At 55.4% G+C, this 21,563-nt stretch carries 17 protein-coding genes; 1 reads left to right on the top strand and 16 read right to left on the bottom strand.

Annotation, left to right across the window (positions count from 1 at the left end; all coding sequences use genetic code 11):
- Nucleotides 1-4 precede the first annotated feature (4 nt).
- The 11 genes from Q1W15_RS20870 to Q1W15_RS20820 all read right to left on the bottom strand — a co-directional run bounded on the left by Q1W15_RS20870 (nucleotide 5) and on the right by Q1W15_RS20820 (nucleotide 12,048).
- Complete coding sequence (locus tag Q1W15_RS20870; RefSeq protein WP_300731756.1) at nucleotides 5-343, bottom strand: TIGR03745 family integrating conjugative element membrane protein; 339 nt, start codon at nucleotides 341-343, stop codon at nucleotides 5-7.
- A gap of 18 nt (nucleotides 344-361) precedes the next feature.
- Entirely contained in the window at nucleotides 362-601 is a 240-nt protein-coding gene (locus Q1W15_RS20865) for a TIGR03758 family integrating conjugative element protein (protein ID WP_300731754.1), read from the bottom strand.
- Nucleotides 598-906 (bottom strand): RAQPRD family integrative conjugative element protein, encoded by a 309-nt coding sequence (locus Q1W15_RS20860; RefSeq protein WP_300731835.1) that lies wholly within the window; start codon nucleotides 904-906, stop codon nucleotides 598-600. The genes Q1W15_RS20865 and Q1W15_RS20860 overlap by 4 nt, the downstream gene beginning before the upstream one ends.
- A gap of 228 nt (nucleotides 907-1,134) precedes the next feature.
- Nucleotides 1,135-1,497, bottom strand: coding sequence for a DUF2931 family protein (locus Q1W15_RS20855; protein WP_367280644.1), 363 nt, complete (start codon nucleotides 1,495-1,497; stop codon nucleotides 1,135-1,137).
- Nucleotides 1,498-1,684: 187 nt separating this feature from the next.
- Nucleotides 1,685-5,773, bottom strand: coding sequence for a P-loop NTPase fold protein (locus Q1W15_RS20850; RefSeq protein WP_300731744.1), 4,089 nt, complete (start codon nucleotides 5,771-5,773; stop codon nucleotides 1,685-1,687).
- Nucleotides 5,774-6,601: 828 nt separating this feature from the next.
- Nucleotides 6,602-7,357, bottom strand: coding sequence for a TIGR03747 family integrating conjugative element membrane protein (locus Q1W15_RS20845; RefSeq protein ID WP_300731743.1), 756 nt, complete (start codon nucleotides 7,355-7,357; stop codon nucleotides 6,602-6,604).
- 12 nt (nucleotides 7,358-7,369) lie between these two features.
- Nucleotides 7,370-9,535: a type IV conjugative transfer system coupling protein TraD gene (traD, locus tag Q1W15_RS20840; RefSeq protein WP_300731740.1), complete on the bottom strand. Its 2,166-nt coding sequence runs from the start codon at nucleotides 9,533-9,535 to the stop codon at nucleotides 7,370-7,372.
- Between the two features lie 13 nt (nucleotides 9,536-9,548).
- Entirely contained in the window at nucleotides 9,549-10,046 is a 498-nt protein-coding gene (locus tag Q1W15_RS20835; protein WP_300731737.1) for an integrating conjugative element protein, read from the bottom strand.
- Nucleotides 10,043-10,600 carry a lytic transglycosylase domain-containing protein gene (locus Q1W15_RS20830; protein ID WP_300731734.1) on the bottom strand — a complete coding sequence of 186 codons (558 nt, stop codon included), beginning with the start codon at nucleotides 10,598-10,600 and terminating at the stop codon, nucleotides 10,043-10,045. Before Q1W15_RS20830 ends, Q1W15_RS20835 begins: the two co-directional genes overlap by 4 nt.
- Nucleotides 10,585-11,250, bottom strand: coding sequence for a TIGR03759 family integrating conjugative element protein (locus tag Q1W15_RS20825; protein ID WP_300731833.1), 666 nt, complete (start codon nucleotides 11,248-11,250; stop codon nucleotides 10,585-10,587). The genes Q1W15_RS20830 and Q1W15_RS20825 overlap by 16 nt, the downstream gene beginning before the upstream one ends.
- Before the next feature lie 111 nt (nucleotides 11,251-11,361).
- Nucleotides 11,362-12,048: a methyl-accepting chemotaxis protein gene (locus tag Q1W15_RS20820; protein ID WP_300731731.1), complete on the bottom strand. Its 687-nt coding sequence runs from the start codon at nucleotides 12,046-12,048 to the stop codon at nucleotides 11,362-11,364.
- A gap of 1,205 nt (nucleotides 12,049-13,253) precedes the next feature.
- Here Q1W15_RS20820 and Q1W15_RS20815 point away from each other — a divergent pair.
- A complete protein-coding gene (locus Q1W15_RS20815) occupies nucleotides 13,254-13,802 on the top strand; it encodes a 3'-5' exonuclease (RefSeq protein WP_300731728.1) in 549 nt (182 codons plus the stop codon).
- Between the two features lie 28 nt (nucleotides 13,803-13,830).
- Here Q1W15_RS20815 and Q1W15_RS20810 read toward each other — a convergent pair whose 3' ends face one another.
- The 5 genes from Q1W15_RS20810 to Q1W15_RS20790 form a co-directional block, all read right to left on the bottom strand.
- Nucleotides 13,831-14,313, bottom strand: coding sequence for a Mov34/MPN/PAD-1 family protein (locus tag Q1W15_RS20810; protein WP_300731726.1), 483 nt, complete (start codon nucleotides 14,311-14,313; stop codon nucleotides 13,831-13,833).
- Nucleotides 14,310-16,094, bottom strand: a complete 1,785-nt coding sequence (locus Q1W15_RS20805; protein WP_367280643.1) for a ThiF family adenylyltransferase — start codon at nucleotides 16,092-16,094, stop codon at nucleotides 14,310-14,312. Before Q1W15_RS20805 ends, Q1W15_RS20810 begins: the two co-directional genes overlap by 4 nt.
- Nucleotides 16,078-17,328 (bottom strand): nucleotidyltransferase, encoded by a 1,251-nt coding sequence (locus tag Q1W15_RS20800; protein WP_300731720.1) that lies wholly within the window; start codon nucleotides 17,326-17,328, stop codon nucleotides 16,078-16,080. The genes Q1W15_RS20805 and Q1W15_RS20800 overlap by 17 nt, the downstream gene beginning before the upstream one ends.
- Before the next feature lie 12 nt (nucleotides 17,329-17,340).
- Nucleotides 17,341-18,495 carry an SAVED domain-containing protein gene (locus Q1W15_RS20795; RefSeq protein ID WP_300731717.1) on the bottom strand — a complete coding sequence of 385 codons (1,155 nt, stop codon included), beginning with the start codon at nucleotides 18,493-18,495 and terminating at the stop codon, nucleotides 17,341-17,343.
- Between the two features lie 808 nt (nucleotides 18,496-19,303).
- Nucleotides 19,304-21,556 carry a DEAD/DEAH box helicase gene (locus Q1W15_RS20790; RefSeq protein WP_300731714.1) on the bottom strand — a complete coding sequence of 751 codons (2,253 nt, stop codon included), beginning with the start codon at nucleotides 21,554-21,556 and terminating at the stop codon, nucleotides 19,304-19,306.
- Nucleotides 21,557-21,563: the final 7 nt, after the last annotated feature.

Below are 21,563 nucleotides of genomic sequence, written 5' to 3'. Positions count from 1 at the left end.
CTCCTTAAAGGATCGCGGTGGCCTTGGTCACCAGGAAAATGGCCACACCCAGAATTGCCACGCCGACAGCGGCAGTGCCCCCCAGGTCCATCCATTTCTTCTTGCCGAGCTGAATCTCGTGATACGTCCCAAAGGCATGCCACGCCACACCGCAGAAAATCACCGCACAAATGATCAGGCCGAGCAGCAAAAAGCCGTCATAGGCGTAGTTCTGCATCGTTTGAATCATGTTCGTGCCCTCGCCACGCGACGGAGGTTGGGCCACCGGCAGCCCGGCCAGCGCAAACCGGGGCAGGATGAGAGCGCCAATCGTGATGACGGGTACAACTGAAAGACGGGACATGGCGTAACTCCAGGGCGGTCAACTGAGAACAAAAGCGGTGAGGATCATGCAGAGCAGCAGAATGCGAATGGCCGCCGGGGCGGCGATAGAACGGTCCAAATTGCCGGAGGACCAGCCTCGGTAACAGCTCCACAACGCCCAAGCGCCCCACAGAAAGGTGATCGCCACCGTGAAGCCTACGAACAGCACATAACTGACAGAAGCCGAAAACCCGCCCGCTGCCTGAAAGGCCGAAGCCTGAGCGCCGGACATACTCATGGCTTAACCCCCTGCGTTGTGTAGCGACCGGAAAGCTCAACAGGATCCCGTGGCTGGGCGCGGCTGGGAGTCAGATAATTCTCCAGCCCGTGGCGGATACGCTCGATGTCAGCGGCCAAACGCGAGTAATCGAAGAAATAGCGCTGGCCGGGTTCGTCAGTGACCTGAGCGCTACGCCGAGCGGTGTCTTCCAAGGCGTTGAGCTGGCGAATCATGATGGCCAGGTTGGTGTGTTCGGAGGCGGAGGCGGCTGATGCCTGAGCGATTGGCAGGCCGCATACGAACAGCGCGACGAGGCCTGTCAGGGTTAAACGGCAAGTGAGTGGGGCTGGGCGCGGAAACTGGATCACGGCTGATCTCTGGTGATTCGTGTTGCTGCCAGATTGCCGATTTCAGGTAAGTGCTTGCCGCAAGAAAAGCATATTCAGAGTGGTAGGGATTTCTTCGCAGGGGAATGCTTCAGTTTTTCGTTCAGTGTGAGTCGTTTGAAATGCAACACCATGAGTATTGGCCGTGCAGTGCCTCAAGAGGCATTACCAACTGCCATAGGGGATGCCATAGCGTTCGACATAGCGTTTCGACGGTTCTTCTTGCTGACGGTATGTTCCATTTGATTTGCCTTGGTACGGGCCCAACGGCTCAATCTCTGCTTGGGCGCTGGAGACCAAGACCCTACCCAAGCAGTTGTTCTTCACCCAAGCCTTGATAACGCCTCCCGGTGCCACGCCAATCACTACCGATGCCGTGTAGTTCGCTTCGTCATCTGGCCAGTCAGGGCAACGACGCGCAGTGGACCCGTGCATGATGTCCCGAGCGTTTTCAGGAATATCGATCCAGCCTTTATACGTTTTCTGCTCAACGACGGATTGCCAACGCACGAAGATACGTTTGGGCAAATCAGCACCCGTGCTAGGTTTTTCGCGCTGGGCTAGACGATGGTGGTTCCTTAATGGCACCTGTGCTGCATGTCAGATTTATCATCACGCTTCCTGCCACGCGATTGTGCAGTTGATGTTGGATTTGGATGCCGACAGCTCAGTCAATTACGCCCTCGTGGCATCCAGAAGTATCATCACGACAGGGTCAATTCATGTTAATCCAGCGCTTCATCAATCCAGCCATGGGACGGCTCGTTCCGAATGCAGTGTTGATGATGTTGAGGTCGCCCTCCGAAAGCTGAGCGGGCTTGAGTTCCTTGAGAAGTGCTTCGGTACCAAGCGTTTTGGCCCAGGCCGCCATGAATCCTTTCGCCGTGTCCGACGCTGCGTTGGGTAGCTCGCGCAACAGAAGCTTCGCGTATGCCAAGCGCTCCTCATGAGAACGCAGTCTATTTCTGATCTCGTGACGCAGGTCGTTCACGGCACCCCAGGTGAGGGGGCTCTCTGGTATTTTGAACAGCTCGATGGCGAGCAGAGGTAACTCCTCTGTCTCCTTCTCGTTCTTGTCTGCCTGAAGGATGTGGCCGTAGACGCGCTTGCGGTGCTCATCATTGACCTCGTGGCTTTTCAGCAACGATCTGAGATCGTCGAATGCTTCGATCTGCAGTGCTCGGCACCAGACTGTTAAGGCCAGGTCAGGATCGTTCAAATTCCCCATCGGGCCTTTGAGCAATACTGCCTTACCAGCCTCAACATATTCATTTACTGGGAGCTCGGGAATCATGGCTGTCCACGCGCGCTCCAGCATGTCAACCTGCGCTTTATCGCTGAAATTAACCGCGTCGGCCAGTGCTGCCATTTGGCTGATACTCAGCCTTAGACCTCCAGTGGAGAGGTAATCGACCGCCTCATGAGGGCGCTTCTGCCAGACGAGGCAAGCCGTTTCGATCAGTTGCGTGCGCTGTGTATCCGGCACAACACCGCTTTTGATCATGCTGGCCATCGAAGCTAATGTGTGTTTGCCCACTACATCTGCAAATGCTCCGGCGTGCTGTCTTGCCTCATTGAATAACGCCGTCGGCGAGTAGCCGTTCGGGAGCTGAAATGCTGTAGGCCACCGTCCAATAAAGTGCTTGTGCAGATTGTCGAAGGCATCGTTATTCGATCTGGCACCGCTGAACATTTTCTGCAGCGATGGCCCCGCGAGTGATGGCGTTGCTTGTAGGAAGACGCGGGCGATTCCCGGTATGAGCTGACTGAGATAGCTATTCCAGTTTGGAATTTTTCCAGGGGCTGCTGAAATGACGGCATCGAGGTGTGGACGCAGGTGCTTGCCGCCCCATTCCTCTATAGGTATGTGAATGGCCGCATCGGTGTAGAGCGCTGCATCCTCTGCATCAATCTGGATCTGGGCGACGAGTGTAGCCAGTTGATTGACCAAGGAGGCTTGGTCATTCTCATTGAGTAACCCGAATACCTTGAACACCAAGGCTCGGCATCCGCTAGATACGCTTCTGAGAGAATTACTGATCCAATGGTTTACCACTTTACTGAGGCCGTGCGGGCTGTCCAGAATGAATTTCTGGAGCACCTCTTCGGCGTCTTGATAATGGCCTTCGGTGGTGCTCAGGCTGATGGCAAGATCGGCATAGCTATTCAGCCCATCATCATTGAGGTACGACTTGCGCTCGGCACCAAGATCAACGATCAAGCGGAATGCGCGCCGGAAATCGATCGGCTGGTTCTGGAAATCCGCGACGCGGATACTGAACCGGGTCAGGCACTTCAACAGTTGCTCTTCGCTTGAGTAAGGTACGTACCGCTCCACTGCCTGGGTCACGCACTCAATGATGATGGGGTTTCCCATCGTCGTGAGGTTGGTTATCTGCTCCCAGAGTGCGCTTCGGCTCTCGTCACCTTCGTTCGACAATCGATCCCAAACGATGCTGACCTGAGAGACCGTCTTCTGCATATCTAGACCGTCAATTACATCGTCATCATCATGGGGGTCTTCATGGCCGTGAAGCGCTGTGATCAACTGATTCACGTACGCAGTTCCGATCACAGGCAGCAAGGAGGTCTCGAACTCATCCACCCAAGCATGCAGGCGGGAGAAGGGAAGCGTAATGGATCCTGAGCCAGTTTTTACCGTACGCGTCGATAGCCAATCCATCAGAGTGTCTTTTGATGCGGGCGGGAGACCATGGTCGGCAAGCACGGTGAGCGCTATCTGAGCCGCGCTTTCGGCCATGGTGATGGTCTCCTCGATGTTGGGCATCTGCCCTGACTGGAGGCGCATGGCACAAATCTTGTTCACCGTCAGTAGCTCGTCGATCAAAACCGAGGCGATTTGCTTTTGATCCGTTGGGTTCGAGATGGCGGTGATGCGTCCTATCTTCTCTACGCCTAGCAGTGCACGCAGCTCGTTAGATGTCACGATATCGTTGCTCAAAATGCCCAGCACCAGGTCGCGCGTGCGAATCGGCAAGCGATCAATGATGTCGGCTACCACACGCATCGCATTGAACTTGAGGGTGTCTTCGGTTCGGTGCAGCTCGCTTAGCATGCCGTGAAGCAGTTGGGTTTCTTGATCGCTCAAAGACTCGTTGGAGCGAGGAGAAAGGGCTTCCAGAAAGCCGTGCGAGTCACCAGAAACCAGGTAGCTGTAGATACGTGAAGCATGGGGGCCGTACTGCCGTGTAGCGAAGTCTTCAGAAAGCAACAGTAAGCTTTGCAGCGATGCTGGCCACTGAATGCCGACCAGGCTGGCAAGGAACTGACGCAGATCGCGCTGGCCTTCCAATAGGACAGTTTTTTCTTGTCCCGCTTGCCCTGTCTCTTGAGTGGTTACATACCGCTTGAGTACATGAAGTGTTTCCAGGGGCTCGTCCTTCAGGGGCGTTTGTCTCAACATCAAGTTTGTAAGCCGTTGCAGCAACTGCGGGTCGCCCTGAAGGTCTTGGTAGAATCCGGGAAAACTCACGCGTGCCGCGCTCAGTGCACCCAATGCGACGGGGTATTGAGTCACCGCACCCTCATGCAGGCCGCCTGGCCGCTCACTGCCAATGGCGTCCAATTCCCTTTTTTTTGCCAGCCACCAAGTCTGGGTGAAAGCGTTGACGATCTGCAGGGCGTTGCGGGGATCGGTAACGTTGATGTGAATCATCCGATCCACCACCTGCTCAACTGAGGCACCTTTCTCGGTAATATCTTTCACCAGTTCCGGAAAGCCCATCAGTTTGGCGAGAGCAAATTGGCGCATGTCGCTTCTCGGTGGTGGGGGAATCTCCAATCTGAACTGGAAGATCCGATCGAGGTAGCGCCGCGCGTCGGTGGGATTAAAGACGGAGCCAGGCTGTTCAGGGTTGCCACGTCGACGTGAGAGCGCATCTGCAACCTTGCCCTCATCGCATGAAATCACGAATACCAAACCAAGATTGTTGGGTAGCTTGTTGACCGGAATTTCCATAAAGGTGCGCACGGCATCCAGGCCCAGAACCATCTCCTCTGCTGAAAGGCGATCAAGGTCGTCCACGAAGATAACCAGGCGCTCGTAAGGCACTGCATTACGATTTGACGTTTTGAACTTGCGCAGTTGCTGGAGTAGCATTTCTTCATACTGTTCAGCACTGGCGCTGGGGAGGTGCACCCGCGTGATTGTGTTGGCGGGGCTCACCGCCGATGGTTTCATGACCTTAATCAAGTAGGCATAGATGCCAGTGACCGCTGCGACGAAGAGTGCTTGGACAACGCTATTATCAAGCGGCAGCCACTTCAATCCTGCGGCGACAAAAAGTAGATAGGTGCACACGGCGATCAGGAATGCCGGCACCGGCGCCACCCAGCTCAGCAGATGCTGCTTGGTCAGTTCTCCCACACTTTTGGGAACTGATTCGGTGTGGGTAACATTGCGGTAGAGTTCATCATGGAGCTTGCCTTCGTCGCCGCCTAGCTCCAGGAACACATGGCGCAGCAGCGCACGTTTGATGTCCTGTTCCTTTCCACCAAAACGCCAGGCGTTAAAGGTGATGCTCTTGAAGCGCTGGCTGCGTGGATGGCGCCCACCAGCCGTAGAGGTGTCGTCCGTCAAGGTGTGGGTGTACATCTCTTTGATGGAACTCTTCCCGGTACCCCAGCCGCCCAAGAGGCCAATGCTGAATGGCGGTCGATGACCTTCATTCTCGATCAGGCTACGTAGCGCCTGCGCATAGTGCCTATGCCCGAAGGCATCATCCTCTTCTTTCTCGATGTGGCGATCCAGCACGGCAGGCATGGAGCTGCGTGTGTCTAACATCCCGTCTTCCCTAGTAGTGTATGGCACATGGCTATCTAGAGCGTGAAGCTTACTCGCCCTGCCAATCGCTCGCTAGGTTATGACTGAAATTGAGAGAAACCGAACTACAGTGCCGAGAACGCTGAGATTTTTTTAAGGTTTTCAGCCATCTATGGAAAGAAATCCTGTGATGGCTCAATTCAATTGGCGGTAGATATGCACAGTGCATTGTGTTCCTGACGCTCACAAACCCTTACTGCGTGGAGCAAGGTTGCTGTCATCACACCTGCACTGCAAAAGCTGGGCGTGGTGCCCATCCTGGAGGAGGGACTGTCTCTCAGAAGCCACAGCTGACTAATTTGATAAACCTCGAAACATGTGCCGTCTCTCCAATGAGAGTCGAGGCTATTCTTGACTATTCAGCCTTCAGGGGAATATCCAAGCACGCACACGGAATGAAGTGCCTGCTGTGCCAGTGACTTATTTGGGGAGTAGGTCGGAGATCGGTTGGTGTTGTTGACGAAGTCGTTCCAAATGTACATGTCCGTTAGGATTGGACCATGCGTGAGAGGTGACCGCGCTGCAGAAATCGGAATCGGCTCAAATCCGGCTAAGGTCGAGTAGATCCCAACTGCCGGACAGGGTGAGTGTTGAACGGGCACATCGTATGGGAGAGAGACGGCGTAGCCTGTCTCCACCAAAAGCTTTATCCGCCGCCGGGGTTCAACCCTAGTCAAGGTCTACGGCATTCGGATTGGGCTCGACGTATCCTCTGCGGTTTTCGACGGAGCGTCGGTAGGGCTGATTAACCTATCAGTAGAATTTATTTCGAGAGTCTACAGGATTGAGTTAAAGATACTTCTTGAAGCTTGAAACAGTGACATAAACAGCCACCCCCAACATCACCGCACACGGCCCCAAAATCAACAACGGGCTGACACTGACCGGCAGGGCCAGATAGACCGTCCAGGGCACCACCGTCAGCGGAACAATCGTCGCCCGGGCCTTGTGGTACAGGTAACTCGATTCACGGCCCGAGCCAAATTTGCGCAAGTCCCGCCGCACCAACCCGTCCACCAATCCGGTAAATCCCGCCAACACAAACAGCGGAATGGTCAGCGTCAGGATGACGATCCGCACGCAGAAGGTCAGTACGGTGTAGAGCGCGGCCAGGCCGTAGTCTTGCAGTTTGATCATCACTCGGCCGATTTCGTAGCGCAGGTCGAAGTTCGCGATCTGTTGTGCTGAGGCGTTGCGGGTGTACTGGGTCAGTGCGTTGAGGGTGTCCTGCAAGCCGGTTTTGATCATCAGCCAGTCGTAGACGGTGTGGGCCAGCCAGGTGGCGGTTCGCCCGGGTTCTTTGATGACGATGCTGTTGAGGATGTCTTGTGACAACCAGTCCAGTTCATAGTCAAACATCTGCTGGGCATGTTTCCAGCCCGCTTCCGGCCAGATGAAATACAGGCAGAGCCATTCGACCAGGATGGCGACCAGTAATGAGCCGAACATCACGCCCAGGAAGTGGAAGGGGGTTGTGAACAGGATGCCCAGAAAGGTTTTTTGACCTTCCTGCTGTTGTTGGGCTTTCTCGGCGATGTCAGCCATGGTTTAGCGCCCTCAGGCTTGATCGCTTTTTTCTGCGAGGGTGATGTGCCGAAAGTCGTCCATCAAGTCATCAGGTAGCGACTCGCTCAGTACGTGATACCCCGGTGCTTGCCACCACTCGCTGCTGGTGGTTGAGCCTTTGCGCATGCCTTCGGCCAGCGCCTGGAGGTCTTTGGGCATGACTTCATCGGGATCGCTCGCGGGTAACGGCATGCGGATTTTCCACAGGTTGCCGCCTTCAATCAGCGCAAAGCATTGACCTTTGGGCAGGCTCACCACATGCGCCGGTTCGATCATCGGCACGCTGACGGTTTGGATCTGGTCGTGGGTGTTGGAGGTGAAGGCGGTGTTGCCGGTGATTGCGTCGTTGGCGCTGCTGGCGGTGGTGCTGGTGTACACCTGAACCTTGGGGAGTTGGTTGGTCAGCAGCTCGGCGGTGGCGGTTTCTCGAACACGCAGCATAAAGAGGTTGTTGAAGTTGCCGATGACTTGGCCCGCCTTGGCGCGGCTGCCGATTTTGGCTTCGATGTCGCTCATGGTTTGGGTGTAGGCGGTCACTTGCATGCCCGCGCCGCCGCCTTTGTTGATCATGGGGATGAACTCGTCGCCCATCAGTTCGTTGAATTCGTCGGCATGTACGTTGATTGCGACCTTGCCGCTGGTGGCACCGGGCAAGCCGTCATCGATGCCGAATTTGTAGATGTGGCCCGCAACGGACACCAGGTCGCTGAACATTGAGTTACCGACGGCAGCGGCGACTTCGGTATCGGACAAGGCATCGAGCCCCACGTACACCACCGCGCGTTTTCGGATGACTTGCATCCAGTCGAAGATTGGCCGTGGGTCATTGAGGTCCATATAGTCGGGAGACAGCAGCTCGGCGATGCGCCCGGTGGTCAGTTTTTCCAGCAGGGGCAGCAGGCTGGCGACGATCTTGTCGAAGTAGGTTTTGTCGTAACGCACGGCTGAGCGTAGGCCGTCCATGACCGGATCCGACAGGCGTTGTTGGGTGAGGTACATGTCGAGTGCGACCACACGCAGCGGGCGATCTTTCATGGCGAAGCTGAGGTTTTTGCGATCGATCTTGCCTTCGATTTCGACGATGGTTTGCCAGGCTTTGGGATCATGCTCTGCGAAGTAGCTCTTGGCGTATTCCTCGAACAGCGCGTCGATATTGATCACATGTTTGAGGATTTGCTCGTAGTCGGGTCGGCGGCCGAGGGCGACCAAGGCGCGGGCGATGATGTTGACGAATCGCCAGGCAAACTCGCGGAATGCAGCAGAGTTGCCTTCCCCGGATAACTGCCCGGCAATCCGGGTCGCAACCTCGGAGATCCGGCCAAAACGGCCTACGGCGTTATAGCGGGCCGAGTAATCTGGCCAGCCCAGATGAAACACGTAGAACTCGTCGAGTCGGCCAGCGCGTTTGCATTCGATGTACATGCGCTTTAACAGGTCGGCGTCGCCTTTGGGGTCGAAGACAATCACCACCTCGCGATCGAGGTTTTGATGCGCCTTTAAGGATCGGGTTCGTCGAATATCCTGGGTGATAAACAGCTCGGCCAAGCGCGTTTTGCCCACGCGTGTAGTGCCCAACACCAGGGAATGGCCCACCCGTTCTCCCAGCGGCAAGCTGACGTCGTTTTCGTGCAGTTCAATGCCGTGTAACCGTGGCAAGCCGCCGACCGGTGGCAGTGGCCGCGCCGGGTTGAGGGCCACGTCCCACGCCGTCGCCTTGGCCAGCAGCTTGAGTGGGAAGGGCGCGAACTCCAATCGCTCCTCCATGCGGCGAGCCCACTGATACAGCGAGGTCGGTTCAACATACTCAGCGTACTTGGGCAGATAGGTATCCATCAGCCGTTGGGTATGTTTTTGCGTCCAGCGAAAGCCTTTGCCGATAAACAGACGTTCGTTGCTGACGGGCATGTCTTTGCTGGTCATGGTGTAGTGCGGCAGGCGGCGGATATTGCGTCGGTAGCGCAGCACTACAAACGCTTGTTGCAGGCGAACCAAGCCCAAGCTTGCGAAACCGGCTGCTGCGACCATGCCGAACAGCGGCGTCAGGGCAAATGCCCACGGCGCGAAAATACACAGCAACGCTGCGGTCACGCACACAAGCACGGTGTAAAGCTCAACGGCGGGCCGTAGCAGCGACTCAATGGTGTAGGGGCTGGCCATGTTTATGCCCTGGTTACTGCTGCAGCGTGGTGGCGGTGATAAGCAGCGGGTAGTGACGGATGCCTAAGCGTTGAGCCAGGTCGTCTGCCTGAACCGGGGCAATTTGCAGGCCTTCGGCCCAGCGTTGAACCTCGGCCAGGCGTTCTGCGCTGGCTACGTTTGTGACCAGCCCAACAGCATTCAACTGCTGCAGTAGTTCGCGACGCTGCAGCAACCACGCTTTTGATTGCTCGTCGTCACCCACCAAAAACATCGGCTGAAGGCCGGGTGCGTTGATCACTCGACCTTGTTCCTGGCCGGGTGAAAGTAGCGCTGAACGCACAGGAAACGCACCTGCGTCCCGGATCCCGATTGAGGGTGGCGGTGGCAATCGATCGGCCGGTTCCGGTGCCAGATCCTGGTAATAGGGCAGGGCCGAAACACCGCCACGGTCCTCCACCACGATCAGCGAACTGGCCTGTGCTGATTGAGTCAGGCCCAGGAGTAGCACGAGATAAACGAGTCGATTCATGGGGTAGTCGCCATCAGGTTAATGCCGGTGACACGGCTAAGGTGTTTGGCAAAGTCACGGCGATAACGGGCAGCAGGTTTGCCCCCGGCCGGGCGGTGATAGCGTCCGGCGGCGGTGATCCAGTCGCCGCCTTTGGATTTTTGCTCTGCCAGAATCTGGGCTGTGACCGAAAGGTTTTTGTACGGATCAAGCCCTTCGCACGGCGAGCTGTAACGATGGCCATTAGCGCCAATATTGGTTTGGCCCAAGCCCACATCGACCCTGTGCGGGCCTGCCGTATTGATCGCTGCAATCAATGCGGTGCAGGCATCGCTGCGGGTTGCAAAGCGATAACCCGCCCCCGCGACATTCAGTGTCCAGGGCCAGGGTACAAGTTGGCCCCTGAGTCGGGTGCCGCTTTCCTGTAGGGCAACGGAATACAGCACCTCAGACGGAACACCTGCCGGCAACGCAATCAGTTGATACGCCGGTGGCGGTATTTCGGCCGCGTAGGTGAACGGAGCGCCCACCAGAAGGCAACCGACCAGCACCGTGTGAGCTACTGACGTTGCCATTGGCCATTGACCTCGCGCACCACGGCCGGTAGATCGCCGGTGAGTTCAAGGGACTGCCAGCGCCCCGCATCGTGGTTTAGCGTGATCGTGCGGCTAAGAACACTGGCCGGCTCGACCCCGGCCACAATGGCCCAGCGTCGAATCCTCTGGTCATCATCCTGGCTGTCGACGAAGTACAGATCAAAAGGCTGCCTCTGAACCTGAAGGGCCCTGACACGGGCGATGCAGGGTGCGCAGTTGTCCTTCACAAAGATGGCCAGCCGACCGTCGCTTTTCAGCGATAAGGGTTGGCGGGTCATGGGAGAGGCGGGCGTGGCGGAGAGCTGGATGATCTTCTCGTCCGGATACATCCGCTTAAAGGCCTGGTCATAGGCGTGTTGGTAGGCCAGCTCTTTCTCGACGCGCTGGCGTTCTGCTTTGACCTGCAACTCCGCGTAGCGACGACGCTCTTCAGTGGAAGTGGCTTCAATGCCTAACGCGGTCAGTGGATCAAGCCCCGGCGAGTAAATGCCGCGTGGGCCAGCCATCACGGTTTGATAACGACTCCACTCCTCTGGCGTCAGCCCCCATTCGCGAGCGGCCTCAACTGAGCGGCTGTTTTGGGTCGAGCTGAACGCCTCAAGGGTATCCTTATGGGGCGTCGACGTCATGGCGGCGTTCGCCCAAGGCAAGGTTGATACAGCGAAACCCACTATCAACAGCCGGGCTACGGCCAATCTCGGGTGGAGCAAAGGCGTGGTTGGGTCAGTCACGGAGGCCTCCTAAGGCGCGATAGTCAGGGTTTTGGGCAGACCTGCGACGTCGAAATGGGCCAACTGCTGGTCCAGAGCTTTAAGCCGCCAGACCGTGCCCGTAACCCCGTCCCCGGGGCGGAGCAGATTGACCTGGCTTAACTGCGTACTACCCGGCGGAGCCACAGACAAAAATCGCTCGCCACCGCGATATTCAATGCCGATCACGGTGAAAGGAGGCGGTTGCGGCGGCGGTGGAGGTTTTTTACGCGGGGCGGGTTTGGTCGGTGGCACAACAGGCGGGACCGAAGCGTGAGCCATGCTCAACGCTTCGAGCCTGGCATCGATCAGTTCGAGACTCGCCTTGAGCTGCAACACCTGCTGCTCGGCGGCCATCACACTGCGAGAGAGTTCCTCAGTCGATCCCGTCGCTTGCTTGGCATACGCCTGAACAGCGTCGATGCGATTGGACAGCGCTTGCTGACTGGAGCGGAAATCATCGTTGGACACCAAGTGCTTACCGTCCACGGTATCCAGCCGCTCATCCACCTTGGCCATTCGTGCCAGAAGCGCATCAAGCGAATCCTTGTCGGCGGTGGCTGCCAGGCTGTTGGTCAGGTTCGAGAGTTGGTGATGTTCATAACCCAGCGCACCTGCCAGAAGGGCCAGGCAGAGGCTGAAAGCCAGCGTAGTACGGGTAGTGCGTGGAAAGTTCATGGGCGGCCTCGCGTGAGAACGAGGACAGGGTGTCAGGGTGATTTAGAGGGCGCAGCAGGAAATAGGTTTTCTGCGGATACAGTTTTTTGATTTTCAGTGTGCCCTACAGGAGGAGTATTGCGAATAGGGCAATAGAGGCATGCTCAACAGCCTTGAGCTGGAAGCTTCGCAAGTGAAGAACATCTTTCCCGTACCGACGGCTGAAAAAATGAAGGGATTACTCCTATCCCCCGGCATTAAGCTGTTTTTGAATATCAAGTCGTGTTGTCGCTGGTACCTACAACATAGTTTGGCACAACCAGCTAGATCAATCAGTCAGACGGGAGCTGCGTACGGTTGGTTACGATCAACGCCTCAAATTGCTCTTTGGCAAGCGCACATAACAAATCGTGTGTTTCAACAGCGAGCGCATGCTATTCAGATGTCTGCTCGATCACAGTGGCGATTGAAATCGCCTCCCTTGACCTAATCGACCAGCTTCGCTGTCCATCACCATCAACCTCGGTTTCTGCCACAGATGCTGTGAGGCCAGCCCAATTTTTGACTTAGCAGCGTTGCCAAGGCGTTCCCGCTCGCCAGGGCCCCAGCGTTAAAGCTGATCGCCTGTCAATTTTGTTTTGAGCGTTTTGAGGTGAATGATTCAGTCGCGTTCTTGCAGATTTATGGTTCAATTTGTACACAGCAATGTAATCAGGCTGGCCGAAAAGCCAGCAACTATCATGTCGTGAATGTCTTGATCCGAAGCGTTGGAAGACATATGGAGATACGCCTCTAACCACTTGCGGTAAGCATGACAGGCATCATCACGCAGGACTCCATTAAACATGGGCCGCATTGATGTGTAATTCGCTATTGTTAGCTTTAAATGGTCACCAAAACTTAAAACATTTGGTCAAGCAACACTGGAGGTATGTCAATGGTGATGTCTCCAGTACCGTCCTCAGTATTCTGGCACTTGACGATCCAACGCTCGCTCATCATCGTCCGATCCTCATCCGCCATTAGAGAATGACACACATCATTATGCTCGGGCGCAGAGCTGACCAAAGGAACGTACAATCCTCCGGTAGGTATGCACTGCCGCTGCTCGAAAGCCGGATAGCAAGTAAAACAGCAAAAAATTGGTCAATGGCTTTGCCGCCTTTCCACCGTCATATGGTTAAGAGCTTGAGCGTGATCTGGCAACTAAACTAAAAGGATACGATATGAACCTTGATGAGCTTTATGTTTCCGTCGACGTCGAGACTTCTGGGCCTATACCAGGCGAATACAGCCTGCTTTCAATTGGAGCTTGTCTTGTAGCCCAACCTGCCACGTCCATCTATCTTGAACTACGACCTGACAGTCCAAAACACGATCCTGAAGCACTGGCAGTATCGGGGCTCAGTCTGGAAAAGCTGGAGAGCGAGGGCCTCGCTCCGCGAGAGGCTTTGCTGACATTTAGTCAATGGCTGAAATCGTCCTGCCAAACGGGGCAGAAGGTCATTTTCGTAGGGCTCAATGCACCGTTTGACTGGTCATTCGTCAATTACTACTTCCACAAATACTTGGAAACCAACCCCTTTGGTTTTACTGCTATCGACATGAAGGCCTACTACATGGGAGCTGTAGGTTGCAGTTGGCAGGAAACAAAATCATCCAAGATGACTGTTGCGCTTAAGCCACTCAGCGAACCGAACCATAACGCATTGGATGATGCTCGCTTTCAGGCAGAGCTCTTCGCGCTAATGCTGGCGGGTGAAGGTAACCGCTGACCTGCCTCCCACGGCATGGACTTGAAGCTTATCTGAGCCAGGTTGCCTCAACATATCTGCCGCCCCTGAAAGACCACGCCTTGATGCCTTCTGGTTTTATGGACTTGCCTACGATAACGGCTATTGGGTGCGGCAGATCCTGTGTGTAACGCGCAGCAAATCTGGAGAAACTTCCTACGTCTGCCGGAGAGATCACCGGAACAGATTGGGGATGCGTATGCCAATAGCCCACCAGCCGCAAACCTTGCTCGTTGGCAGCCTGGATCTCCCGACGGCACCGCTCCGCATCCAACTCAAGCCAAGACCAGCCAGATTGATCGGAGCGATGAGGCCGCGTGGCCAAGGCCAGCAGCAACCCTTTCGGATTAACGGGGTTGACGAATAACTGTCCGCCTCGCTCCACGCCAAAAAGGCCCTGCCGATGACTATCCAAGACGTCCGCGACGGCTTGCGATACTAATAGCTCGGAATCCACTTCCGGCCATCTCCAGCGCCAAGCGATATCGGTCATGCCGTTTCATCCATATGTTCCGGCCATCCGCGCTCCAGTAGAATTTGCTGCGCCCCCTCTGGCAGTTTGGGTCCATGGTATAGACCTCCTAGGCTCGGCACATCTTCAGGTCTGTAAATACTGCTGACCCAAACTGCATTGTCGATGTTGCCGGTCAATGCGCGTAAAGCTGTGTGCGACACCATTGAGGCGATATTGGTCATCCCCAGCGATCCGCCTGGGATGAAGCTCTCCCCACACGCGGGGAGTGGAATAACACCCCCTCCCGGCCACTCTGTAAATTTATGTAGGAAATCTCCGATGTCCGTGAACAAATGACGGCCATCAAATGTACCGGCTGGTGCGAATAGCGCATGGCCTACTTGGGTGTACGGTTCGCTCCAGGCTTGTAACAACCCCCAAGTAACACCGCTGGATTTGGCTCGCCATACAGTGACCTCCGATTCCCAGTCTGCTGTCGTGATCACCACTAGATCTGCGGTATCGAATACTTCTGGTTTGCTGCTCATAACTACTTCGGCATAAGTCGGAAAAGCGGTGCATTCTGTAGTCGGAAGATCTAAAAGAATTTTGTCTCTCAACGCTGAGGCTTTCGGTCTACCTAGGCTATCCGCTCCCAGAACGTGCCTCCCTAGATTGGCTGACACCAAAGTGTCGGGATCGATGAGGGTAAGGTGTCCGACCCCGGATCGCGCTAATTGTATTGCCACCGCACTGCCTAACGAGCCAACGCCTACACAAACTACCCGAGCATTTTCAAGGTGCTTTACAGTGCCGCTTATATCGCGGGACAGAATGGAGGCACGATCAAGTACATCCAAGGCAGTTGCTCGGACGAGCGCTGGAGGATGTGCATCTGTGATAGCTGGCCGGCGGCGCGCCGTGCGCAAGCCAAACTTTGCCCCCCGCTCTTGCTGTACACCAAGCGTGCGTACATTGAGGCAATAAGTTGGAGCATCTGCCCCTCCTGGAAGCTCCAGGACTATCCATCGGCTTGCCAACGTTCCGTGCAGCTCAAACCATGTCAGCAACTGCTCGGCATCGTCTGGTTGAAGATGTGGTTTAAGCCACAGCAATAAATTTTCTGGATCTGGGGTACGAATATCCGGATAAGTTTGAAGTTTGACGTAAAAACCCGGAGATTCAGCCGCGCGAATTACAGTGGAGCGCCCGACAACCCGTCGGTAATGCCATTTGAGTGCAGCTATGTTAGATGCTAGCCAAACCGTTTCCTGACCGGATGGCACAGCCCTGCGCGGATCGCTGAGAGCAAACAACTGCGAGGCAACCTGAGGTCGGTCCAGAAGTAAGAGGTTTTGGAATGATTGACCGTGCTGAAAAGACCAGTACGTAGTTATCTCATTTTGAAATTCGATATCGCGCGTTGCCTGACTTGATCCCATCTTGGATAACGAAACGATCTTGGCCAAGCGAGCAAGGCTGTCCTCTACAACGACCTCCGGGGAGCCCATAATTGGGCGCTCCTGAAAGCCATGAAGGCAAAGCCCTGACTTGGTGGCATGCGGCCAAACCAACCATGGGGAGGGTTCGACGTTCAGCCGCAAAAGCCCACGGGGGAAGTTGGAGGGGAAACCAATACGCAGTCGCCGCTCGTGACCCGTGTAATCGACGGGCAAGGGAAAGTGAAAGCACGCCGCTTCGTCAGCCCGCATGGGTGCGGGCTGGAGCAGTGCATCGGCAGCATCATGACCTAAGATATTTCGCAGTGCGGCGATTCCGCGCTGCAATGGTGTCTTAATAGGATCAGCCAAGGCGTCCAACTGGCTTTACGCTCGATTGAGAGGTTTCACCCAGGCTAGCCCCTCCGAAGAGCGAGCCCATCGAAGCCGAGTTTCGAGTAGTGCCATCCGGTCGACCAGGCATCGTCCAATTCGCTGGTATCTCATTATTTACTGCTGTGATGAATGCTGGCGCAATACCGAAGTTCTTTTTCACTGCCTCGGCAAAAGAATCATTGGACTCAAAGCTTTCCAAGCCTAATGACACCGATGAACTTGCGTTCGCATGCCACTTGGCAAATGCCTGACGATAGCCTTGCCCCTCGCTGGGTCTATTCCACTTCTCTGCAAAGTTTTCGCCGTTATCAGCAGGGTTGCAGACGAAGTAATCGTTACCTCTATGCGCAATATGTTGCGGCATCCTGCGAACGATTTCCAAAATTGCATCGAGCGGTGCCAAAGGTTTCGACTTGGACTCTTTTACGACATCCAAGTATGCGTGAGTGGCCAAGGTCGTGATGATCGCAGATATGGGGCGAGTATCAGCGCTTTTTGTCTTGATGGCCCATTCATCGCGATGCCGCTTAAGCAGCTTTATTGTCGCGCGCAGAGGGTCTTGATCGATGTAATCCTGATAATGCGGCAAAGGATCTTGCGTTGCTGCATCAAGCATCCGCTGGCTTTTGGCAACCACCAAGCTTTCCAGAAAGATTTCCTGGGCAGAAGCAACCTGCAACCAATTAGAGTAAGGAATGGGGCTGCTTGCTTTCCAACCTGTGACCCGATCCGGAACTTCCAGCTTACCCTCACCTTTTGCTTCGCCATTTCCATTAATCGCGCGGGCAGGCGTGATATCGATGTGGAAACCTGGATTTTCGTCGGCATAAATGACCCGAATGCCACGACGGAGTTGCTTAACTTCTTCCTGAACGCGGGAGCCTTCCCGAAAGCGCTCTTCAATGGCTTCTAAAATTTCCTGAGCACCAGCGCCTTGAGCATAAGGGAGCCAAATGATCGCGTCCGCATCAATGGTGTCCAGATCCGCAGGCGCGCCGGGGATTGGCTTAATGGTCGTTTTCAGCCTCATAGAGCCTTGAACGAAAATATGGGCCTCAGCGAGCAGGGGATTGTCAGAAACGGAGAGGATTTTTTCCAGTTGGGAGTAGCGATCATTGATTTTTTCGTACTGTGCCTCCGACAACGAGATTTCCCGCGCGGCGCGAAGCAGAAAATATTCCCAACTGCTGCGCTTGGTCTGTTCGTTGCTCAATAGCATTACTTATGCCTCCTAGGCCGTGGGGCCTAATTGCAGTGTTTGCGTAAACCGACCTTGGTTTTCTTTGTCCCGATCGAAGATCAGGTACGTATGTTGATGCTCTGTTGTGAGCAACGCGCCAAACTCGATCGCCAATGCTGCGGGAATTGCGGCGAAGACGTGGATAGGGTCAGGAGTCAGAGCCTCAAGCTGGCTCAGTCGTATTTGAAGTGCGTCGCGAAAGGCATGAATCACCCGACGGTTCTGTACCATCGCGTAGCTTGGTTCTGGGATCGACAGCTCTGCAATACATGCGCCGGGTAGAGCGTCAGTCACGTCGCGAACTGGAACTTGCGCAGAAATGGAAAGCACCAACGCCAGTGGGCCATCGCCGTTGGGTGGAGGCGTAAACAGAAAATCAGGCGGCTCAGCAGACTGATTGGGCCAACGCAAAAGATGCTCGCGGTGAAAAGAGAAGATTAAGCGTTTGGAACGGTCGCCGATACTCTGGCCCAACATCATCAAAGCAGGGATATCGGCCAAACCTACTAGTGCTAACGCGGGCGAGTCGCCATAGGTGCCGCCGCGACGCTTGAGTTGCTGCTCCAGTTCATACTGGACGCTGTCTTTGACGTTCTGCCAATAGGTAGTGTCCCTGCCACGTGGTCCAGGCGCAGCGAAGGTGATTTTGATGCCTTGATCGAAGGCGGTTAATCCCTCGGCGGACATCGCAGTCAACAGATCGCGAACGGGAATATCGTTGATCGTCTGGAAATGCTGACTCTGGACAATGAGAGGAATGGCTCTGCCACCATCGGGGGTCGTTGCGGCGAGTCGGATGCGTTCCAGATACGCTTGGTGTAAACCACTCAAATCATTTTCAGGATAACCATCTCCGTCACGATCAATTTTATCATGACAGCCTGGGCACAGGAGCATCAGGTTAGCGGTATCGTTTGTGTGTGCCTCAGCGTCATGATCTGCGCGTCCCCGAGGACCTTTGGGGCTGGCTGGTAGGATATGCGCCACTTCGCCCCATTTCATTGGTTTGCCGGCACGATAGTCGAACGTTAGATCTGTGCCACACAGTTCACAATGACCGGCGCTCTGTATCCATACGATCCGCTTAGTCTCATCATTTGTGTTAAAGCGCCCGCTCGCGGGCTTAGCGTCTTCATGTTCTGCCATTTCGACCTAACCCCGAGAAACACCCATGATTGAAAATAATGATGGCCAGATAAGATCATATTAAGGTCATTTGCCTCGATTTCAAGAGAGATCTGAGGGTGTAGTGTTCTAAATGAAACAGGACACCCTTTTAGGCGAGAATGCTCGCCAGAACGAGGTGTCAGATGACCAAGTAACCACCTTGCATAGCTTTAAGGGATAGTAGTCCCGTCTTCTGGTGGTCTATGTAACAGATGCGGCCAACGCCCAAAGCCCAAAGCCTAGCGTTGGTTTATGCCGGTCTGACACGGCTGAAGCGCAGCCAGTTAGGAAGCGGGCTCACGGTCGTTTGTTCCGCACCTGAATTACACCGTTTTGGAAAGCATTTCCCAGACCATACTATTACGGGTTCAGAACACAGCTATACATCCTCGGCAAACGTCGATCTCAGGATCTCATGACAGAGCCGCAGTCGTGATGCGTTAATGGTTCACCAACAACGAGCCGATATTGACCTATGCACATCTCAGTCAGCGACACCGTTATCAAGGCCATCACCGATTGCTTCCAAGACGAACATCGGATTCAAGAAGGTCTGGCGATTTGGGAGCGTCACAAGCCTGATCTCTCGTCCGATCAGACCCTAGATCTCAAAGCTGCTTATGCTGCAGCACAGGCCAAACTCAGTGATCCGTTGAGGTTCTTACGAAGGGATCAATAGCTAGGTAGCCGATACCCGATCAATGGGTGACTTGAATTGATAATGTTGCGTAGAGTGCCAGCCGAGCGATGCGCATAAATAATGGCCACCCCAAAGGGTGGCCATCCCTTACATCCCAATCAACTGCCGCGCCAACGCCATTTCCACCGAATCCCCATCCTGATTCAGCGAGTCCAGCCCTGACTCGGGCACATCTCCTGACGTGCTCTGCGCTACCGCAATCTTCTTGGCCATCAACTGCAGGCAGGTCATCTGCGAGCTGCCGGCATAGCCAAAAAAGATCACGCGCACCGGGTGCTTTTGCCCTATCCGCCATGACCTTCGTGCCGCCTGTTGCAACGTGTAGACGTTGTAACCGGTCTGCAGAAAGGCAATGGTGGAAAAGTCGAGCAGGTCCAATCCAGTCTTTACCAGCTCCGGGTTGGTGATCAGCACGTCGATCCCTCGGTCTACCTGGTCGAGTATCCAATCCTCGCGTCTGGCGGTATCCACTGACGCTCTCAACACTGCTACCTTCAGTCCGGCCTGTTCCAGCAACCGTTTCAGGCGTGCGGTGGTGTCGCGGGTGCCGCTGTAGACGGTGTAGGCCAGGACCTTGCGGCCCTTGGCTTTTTCCGTGAGGCAGAGGTCGAGTAACGCCTGTTCCTTGGGCATTATGTCTTCATCCGCAAATAGCGCGGGCACAAAGGCCAGCGTGTCTTTGCTGCGTGGATGTTTGATGATTTCCGGTCGGAAGCAGCAGTCCGGCCAGGCCAGAAGCACGTTGAGTACCACGCCTAGAAGGGTGGTGTCTCGACGAGCCAGTGCCTGACGCAGTTCTGCGGTGAGTTTGCCCGCCAGTTGCTGGTAGGCCGAGGCCTGTGTTGTCGACATGGCGATGTCGATGAATTCCTCTTGGTAGGTCGGCAGGATGTTGCCGCCGATGTCTTTGAGCTTGAGAAACACGGTAAAGGGGAGCACGTAGCGGTGAATGCCTTTGGGGCCGAAGCCGGGGGCTTTTACCGTGCGTACCGAGAGTTTTTTGCCTTTGGCGGTTTTGTGCGATTGGTTGTCTCGCTCGGTGTAGATGTCTTTCAACACCCCGTGGTCGCGCATAAATGACATGGCCGAGGGGGCCATGCTGCCGCGTGCGTTAGGTCTGTAGCCGTCCTCGATCATGCTGCGTGTGAGGATGCGGAACAGGAGGTAGAACAGGTCGTCGGCGTAGCCGCCCATCAAGGTGCCGGTCAGCAAGACGGTTTTACGCGCTTTGGCTGCCAATACGCCCATGGCCTGGCCTTGAGCAGAGCCACTGTTTTTGTACTCGTGTCCTTCGTCTACGACCAGCAGGTCGAAGTAGCCATCAGGCAGGTAGCGCTTGATGAACTCGGTGGGTTGGTAACCGCCTTCGCCAAAACCGAACTCGATGTTGGCCATGGCGCGTTCCATGCGTTTGGCCTGGCGGTCGTTGAAGATGAAGTGGCCTTGGGCGTCCATCAGGTTGATAAATTCGCTGACATTGTCGATCAGCATCGAGGCGAGAAAATCCTCCCCGAAATCGTTCAGCAAGCGGTCGGCGCGTATCGGGCCAATGGTCGGAATACGGCACATTGATTTGAGGATGGTTGCCCGACGAGTGCCGTTTTCAGCTTTGCCCGGACGCATCAGCGTCCACAGTGGGCTTTGGCAATGAGGGCAATTTCGTCGGCGTTCTTCTTGGTTAAAGGCTTCGACAGTGATCCGTTGACTGTCCTGGTCTTCAAGTACGCGGCCGCAGTTGGAGCAGCTTGCAAGGTGATGACCCCCGCCAGTACGACGAGGCCAACAGGCTGGACGCCAGTGGAACCCCATCCGCATGCGCACGCGCCCCAGGATAAAGAACTCTTGTCGCCCGTCGTAGGCATCGCCCAGTTGATCGCGCAACGTGAGGAGTTTGACCAGGGTATCGGGCCCGTTCAGTACCCAAACCCGAGCATCCGGTAGGGTTTCAAGGATCTCGCGTCGCCACTTGTAGACCAGGTGCGGCGGCGCAATGACCAGCGTGCGGCGATAACCTTCGCTGTGCAGCACGGCTGCAGTGGCGATGGCCATCATGGTTTTACCGGTGCCCATTTCGGCGTTGATGATGGCGGCCTGTTCATTGCGATCGAGCAGCAAGGCAGCGACGGCTTGAACCACCTCGGCCTGTGCGGGAAACGGTTGGCGTTTGAGGCCGTCCATTACCCGTTGGCGTGCAGGGTTCAAGTGTCCGGCGTAGACCGGCGGGTTGGAGCGGTTGAGGGAGTCGAGTAGTTCATCGCCGAACTCGTTGATGAAATCAGTCAGGCCAATGGACAGGGTTGAGAGAGGGGCTTGGGTAAAGCCTTGGGGCAAGTCGTTCATGGGTGTT

It is taken from the genome of Pseudomonas sp., assembly GCF_030150285.1.
Taxonomy (GTDB): Bacteria; Pseudomonadota; Gammaproteobacteria; order Pseudomonadales; family Pseudomonadaceae; genus Aquipseudomonas.
This window is presented reverse-complemented; position numbering and strand designations above follow the sequence as displayed.

What these genes read in the sequence shown, in the direction of transcription:
- Q1W15_RS20795 (WP_300731717.1), bottom strand. Translation starts at nt 18,495, where the DNA reads ATGGCAGAACATGAAGACGCTAAGCCCGCGAGCGGGCGCTTTAACACA.
- Q1W15_RS20810 (WP_300731726.1), bottom strand. Translation starts at nt 14,313, where the DNA reads ATGACCGATATCGCTTGGCGCTGGAGATGGCCGGAAGTGGATTCCGAG.
- Q1W15_RS20825 (WP_300731833.1), bottom strand. Translation starts at nt 11,250, where the DNA reads ATGACGTCGACGCCCCATAAGGATACCCTTGAGGCGTTCAGCTCGACC.
- Q1W15_RS20790 (WP_300731714.1), bottom strand. Translation starts at nt 21,556, where the DNA reads ATGAACGACTTGCCCCAAGGCTTTACCCAAGCCCCTCTCTCAACCCTG.
- Q1W15_RS20870 (WP_300731756.1), bottom strand. Translation starts at nt 343, where the DNA reads ATGTCCCGTCTTTCAGTTGTACCCGTCATCACGATTGGCGCTCTCATC.
- Q1W15_RS20835 (WP_300731737.1), bottom strand. Translation starts at nt 10,046, where the DNA reads ATGAATCGACTCGTTTATCTCGTGCTACTCCTGGGCCTGACTCAATCA.
- Q1W15_RS20845 (WP_300731743.1), bottom strand. Translation starts at nt 7,357, where the DNA reads ATGGCTGACATCGCCGAGAAAGCCCAACAACAGCAGGAAGGTCAAAAA.
- Q1W15_RS20830 (WP_300731734.1), bottom strand. Translation starts at nt 10,600, where the DNA reads ATGGCAACGTCAGTAGCTCACACGGTGCTGGTCGGTTGCCTTCTGGTG.
- Q1W15_RS20850 (WP_300731744.1), bottom strand. Translation starts at nt 5,773, where the DNA reads ATGTTAGACACACGCAGCTCCATGCCTGCCGTGCTGGATCGCCACATC.
- traD (WP_300731740.1), bottom strand. Translation starts at nt 9,535, where the DNA reads ATGGCCAGCCCCTACACCATTGAGTCGCTGCTACGGCCCGCCGTTGAG.
- Q1W15_RS20865 (WP_300731754.1), bottom strand. Translation starts at nt 601, where the DNA reads ATGAGTATGTCCGGCGCTCAGGCTTCGGCCTTTCAGGCAGCGGGCGGG.
- Q1W15_RS20820 (WP_300731731.1), bottom strand. Translation starts at nt 12,048, where the DNA reads ATGAACTTTCCACGCACTACCCGTACTACGCTGGCTTTCAGCCTCTGC.
- Q1W15_RS20815 (WP_300731728.1), top strand. Translation starts at nt 13,254, where the DNA reads ATGAACCTTGATGAGCTTTATGTTTCCGTCGACGTCGAGACTTCTGGG.
- Q1W15_RS20800 (WP_300731720.1), bottom strand. Translation starts at nt 17,328, where the DNA reads ATGCTATTGAGCAACGAACAGACCAAGCGCAGCAGTTGGGAATATTTT.